This is a genomic window from Brevibacterium picturae, assembly GCF_030453725.1.
Classification (GTDB): Bacteria; Actinomycetota; Actinomycetes; order Actinomycetales; family Brevibacteriaceae; genus Brevibacterium; species Brevibacterium sandarakinum_A.
On the sequence record NZ_JAKDJU010000261.1, the window covers coordinates 1 to 3,019 of the forward strand.

Below are 3,019 nucleotides of genomic sequence, written 5' to 3' on the forward strand. Positions count from 1 at the left end.
CCTCGCCGGAGTGCTCGCCCTGGCATTCGGTGTCGGGGGAGCCAGCCAGATCATCCTCACAAAGGAACGCTATCGCTCACTGGGGAGCAGCCAGCACTGGGTCGATGATTTCGGTGCCGGTCATGTCAAGGCGATAGGCACGATCAAGATCGTTGGTGTGATCGGGCTGGTGGTCCCGCCGCTTGTGGGGGTTCTGCCCTTTCTGTCCCCGCTGGTTGCCTGCGGTCTCATGTTGGTGATGGCGGGCGCGGCAACGACGAGATTCCGTCGCAGCGAGTGGGGGCGGATGGTCGGCGACGTCGCGTTTCTGCTCGCCTTCGCCTTCCTCGCCTGGGGTCGGTTTTCCTTGGCTCCGTTCGGAGGGTGAGCCTTCGAAGGGGCTTGTGGTGCCGGAACATCTGTGATTGCATGATGCGAGTGATTGCAATCTGCAACTACACACATCATGCGATCTCGAAGGGGCGATCATGTTCACCGGAATCATGGCCAATGCCACCGTCAACGACCAGAGTCGTGCCCGCGACTGGTACACGAGACTCTTCGGACGAGACGCGGATGCCACTGCGATGCCCGGACTGCTCGAATGGCATTTCGCGGAGGGATTCGGAATCCAAGTATGGGCAGAACCCCAGCGCGCCGGTTGTTCGACGGTGGTCTTCGGGGAGTCCGACCTCGACGCCCTGGTCGACCGGCTGTCTTCTGCCAGCATCGAACACGGCGGTCCGCAGCCAGGTGGTGGTCAGCGAATCCTTCAGGTGGCCGACCCCGACGGCAACCGAATCGTGTTCTCCGGTGAGTGAGGAGAGGCAGCCGATGAAGCCATTGACCGAAACACTGCACCTGGACACGGAGATCCCGCGTCCCCGTGGGGACGTCTGGGCGGCATTCGCCGACACGCGGTCGAGACAGCAGTGGAGCGTTCCTGCCGGCGAAGCGCTGGTCTACGACAATGACGACTTCCGTTCAGGTGGAAGCGCCGAATACCGCTGCGGTGCCCCGGGGCAGCTGCAGTTCTCAGCGATCGTGACCTATGTCGCCGTCGAAGAGCAGTCGTTCGCGGTCCAGACGGAAACCGTCTGGCACGGTGACGATCTCCTTGCTTCGGGGCTGATCTCCTGGTTCTTCGACGACGTCCCCGCGGGGACGTCTGTCTCGATCGTCGACCAGGTCGTCTCCTTCGTCGGGCAGGACATGATCGAGGGCAGCCGCAACGGCCACAGAATCGCACTCGAGCAGCTAGGAACCTTCCTCGCTGGCCCAGGGCAGATCAGCGCCGGCGCGAGCGACCGTGACAGCCGCCCGTCGTGAGGCATTCTCGCCGAGGCGTCTGAGTTCGTCCTCGTCCATGCCCTCGATTCGCGACCTCGGGTTCTGCAGGTCGTGGACGAGAGAGGCCATGAAGGAATCGCCCGCACCGATCGTGTCCGCCACCTCGACTTCGTGTGCCTGTGTCCTCACCCTCGCCGAGGCGGTCGAGAGGAGTGCCCCATCCGATCCGCAGGTGAGAACGACCAGCCGAGCTCCGAGACCAATGACCCGATCCACCTGGGACTCGGCGCTGAGTCCCGGATAGAGCCAATCCGCGTCGACATCACTGAGCTTGACCACATCCACCCGCGAGGCGAGTGCCTCGAATCGTGCCAGTGCCGGCCGATGTTCCCCGATGATGGTGGGACGGATGTTGGGATCGAGGCTCAGCAGAGCCGAGGAGATTCGACCGCGCTGGAGAAGGGAGTCGACTGCCTCGGCTCCGGGGGAGAGGAACGCGGCAATCGAGCCGACATGGATCGCCGACCATTCGGCGCCATCGACCAAAGAGGTCTCAGGTGCCCAGCGCAGTGAGAACTCGTACTCGGCCGACCCGTCCGCCGAGAGCAGGGCCCGCGCCGTCGAGGTCGAGCCCGTCGGGCGGGCGTGCACCCTGACGTTCGACTCCCGCAGATGAGCCAGAATGAACCCGCCGTGGAAGTCATCGCCGACGTCAGTGAGCAGTTCGACCTCAGAGCCGAGGCGGCCCAGACCGAGGGCGACATTCGCCGGCGCCCCGCCCGGGGCATAGCGATCCGGTGAACCGGTCGTGCTGACGATGTCGATGAGAGCCTCACCGACGACAAGAATGCTCATGACCCGATTCTATGCGCACGCAGCCCGCCAGGGCCCTCATCAGCATAAATAGTACAGTTATCGGTCGCCGGAACGGTTTGACGACAGTTCATGTCAGTGCCGTCTGGAATCGTTGCCGCATGGACAAAGACATGATGGAATCAGAAGTCAGAACCATCGTCGACGCCGCATCGTCCCGCATTCTCACACCGCGGGCGGGGGAGTGCTTGGTCTGCTACGTCTTCCGCCAGCTCGGCGAGTTCGGATGTGATGGAACGCATCGCTTCGCACTGACGTTTCGAGACCGAACAGCACCCAGGGCCACTGCGCTGATGGAACGGCTGGGAAGCATGGGCGCCTGCTGCTGTGACTGCGAAATATTCAACAACGCATACGCCTTCTCCTCCCGCCCGTGGGTGACCGGTGCCGCCTACGGGGAAGTCATCGGCACCGGTTTCGAAGTCCAGGAGCCCGTGGGACAGCCTGCAGAGTTCGGGATCAAAGAGCCACCAGCGAAGATCGTCTATCTGTGCTGCCAGTTCGTGCGCCGAGGATCGACCCAGCCCTGCGCCAACTGGACACGAATGAGCCCTTGGTGACAGCAGCATGCAATACTCCGGCAGAATAGAGCCCATGCCATCCGAACTGCCGCTGTTCCTCGACTGTGATCCCGGAATCGACGATGCTCTCGCCCTCGGCTACCTGCTGTGCCAGGACGACGTCGACATCATCGGCATCGCTGCCTCGGGCGGGAATGTGCCCACCGCACAGGTCGTCTCCAATGCTCAGGGTTGGCTCGAACTCGCTGGACGAACCGACATTCCCATCCATGCGGGTCAAAGGCTTCCCTTGGCGTGGACCGCGAGCGAGACCGGCCGACAATCCGCCGTCCCCGCCGTTGCCGAACACGAGCGAG

General features: G+C 63.3%; 6 protein-coding genes. 5 read left to right on the forward strand and 1 reads right to left on the reverse strand.

The genetic code is table 11. The features are described 5' to 3' along the window. The 3 genes from L0G76_RS15205 to L0G76_RS15215 all read left to right on the forward strand — a co-directional run. On the forward strand, positions 1-367 hold a 367-nt coding region (locus L0G76_RS15205; protein WP_304357981.1), incomplete at its 5' end, for a DoxX family protein. A gap of 100 nt (positions 368-467) precedes the next feature. Next, complete coding sequence (locus L0G76_RS15210) at positions 468-800, forward strand: VOC family protein (RefSeq protein ID WP_304357982.1); 333 nt, start codon at positions 468-470, stop codon at positions 798-800. Positions 801-813: 13 nt separating this feature from the next. Then, on the forward strand, positions 814-1,308 hold the full coding sequence (locus L0G76_RS15215; protein WP_304357983.1) for an SRPBCC domain-containing protein: 495 nt from the start codon (positions 814-816) through the stop codon (positions 1,306-1,308). Here the strand turns inward: L0G76_RS15215 and L0G76_RS15220 are convergent. Next, complete coding sequence (locus L0G76_RS15220) at positions 1,237-2,124, reverse strand: carbohydrate kinase family protein (protein ID WP_304357984.1); 888 nt, start codon at positions 2,122-2,124, stop codon at positions 1,237-1,239. The genes L0G76_RS15215 and L0G76_RS15220 overlap by 72 nt on opposite strands. A 119-nt stretch (positions 2,125-2,243) precedes the next feature. On the opposite strand from L0G76_RS15220, the gene L0G76_RS15225 reads away from it, so the two are divergent. After that, complete coding sequence (locus L0G76_RS15225; protein ID WP_304357985.1) at positions 2,244-2,702, forward strand: DUF2695 domain-containing protein; 459 nt, start codon at positions 2,244-2,246, stop codon at positions 2,700-2,702. Positions 2,703-2,736: 34 nt separating this feature from the next. Continuing rightward, the coding region (locus L0G76_RS15230; protein ID WP_304357986.1) for a nucleoside hydrolase at positions 2,737-3,019 on the forward strand (283 nt) is incomplete at its 3' end.

Excerpts from the sequence above, each read along its gene's own strand:
- L0G76_RS15225 (WP_304357985.1), top strand. The coding sequence starts at position 2,244 with ATGGACAAAGACATGATGGAATCAGAAGTCAGAACCATCGTCGACGCC.
- L0G76_RS15220 (WP_304357984.1), bottom strand. The coding sequence starts at position 2,124 with ATGAGCATTCTTGTCGTCGGTGAGGCTCTCATCGACATCGTCAGCACG.
- L0G76_RS15210 (WP_304357982.1), top strand. The coding sequence starts at position 468 with ATGTTCACCGGAATCATGGCCAATGCCACCGTCAACGACCAGAGTCGT.
- L0G76_RS15215 (WP_304357983.1), top strand. The coding sequence starts at position 814 with ATGAAGCCATTGACCGAAACACTGCACCTGGACACGGAGATCCCGCGT.